Consider the following 1,109-nt stretch of genomic DNA (forward strand, 5'->3'; position numbering starts at 1 on the left):
GCCACTCTGAGCAGCTTGCGAGCCAGGATGGTTAAGGCCTGCGTCGTGGCAAAACCCTTTGCTCTAAGGCTTGTGTAAATGTGGCCCAGCGCCTTGCTACGGCATGCAGCGAAGGCCGCCAGGTACAACTGGCGCCGTAACAGCGCAGGCCCTCGCTTGGACAGGTGCCTCGTCCCTTTGTGCGTTCCTGAATCGCTCGGCCTGGGGTCCAAACCGCTGTAGGCCACCACAGCATTGGCATTGTCGAATTTGATTCGACTGAAAAGCGCAGCCAACCGAATCGCAGCCTGCGCGCCAAAACCTGTGATCGTGCGCAGTCGCTGTACGCCTTGCTTCAACGCCGGCTCGCTGTCCACCAACTGCTCCAACTGCCGATCAATCTCTTCGAAAGCCGTTTGGTACGCCTGCTCCAGGCGATGCGCTGTCTCACCGAGCGTCGCCACCTCATTCAGGCTCAATCGCAGCGTGACCAGTTGGTGAGTCAGCATCACGCGCCGCCCTAGCAACTCTTGCAACTGGCTGGGTACACCTTGGGCCGGTTGCCAGGGCCTGAGTCGGTCTCGATGCTCAGCAACATAGCGGGCAATGACTCCGGCGTCGAGTCGGTCGGTCTTGCCTCGTGCGCTGACCGCTCGCGCATAGAAGTACACGTCACGCGCGTTGAGAACATAGACAACAAAGCCCTCAACATGCGCCAACTGCGCGAGCAACTGGTGAAACCTTCCGGTCGCCTCCATCGCAATGATGCAGCCCTCCGGCAACGTTTGAAGCCACTTTTGAATGGCTGCAGTCGCGTTGGGGATGACTTCACTGATACGTTCTGCGGGATACCGGGCTGCAACCAACTCGGCTTTTGCCACATCCACACCCACCACTTCAACTGATGCTTGCATGGTCAAGACCTCCATAAGCACAATCAAACTGCTGGGGTGATAAACCCACTGCCGCGTCAACTTGCTTCAAGATCGGCGGTCTGTTGCGTCAGCGTCAGCCGCTCAGTTCCTCATCGACGCTGGAGGTGGGGCGAGAGATGTCTCACTTCGTCGGTCCAACGCTATGGCCGATAGTTCGTCGAGGCTCTCCACCCCAGCACCTCAACCATACAAGTT

General features: G+C 58.5%; 1 protein-coding gene. It reads right to left on the reverse strand.

The genetic code is table 11. From position 1 onward, the window contains the following. On the reverse strand, positions 1 to 893 hold an 893-nt coding region (locus WG899_RS22255), incomplete at its 3' end, for an IS110 family RNA-guided transposase (protein ID WP_339597823.1). Positions 894 to 1,109: the final 216 nt, after the last annotated feature.

Source organism: Paucibacter hankyongi, assembly GCF_037482915.1.
Taxonomy (GTDB): Bacteria; Pseudomonadota; Gammaproteobacteria; order Burkholderiales; family Burkholderiaceae_C; genus Paucibacter_A; species Paucibacter_A hankyongi.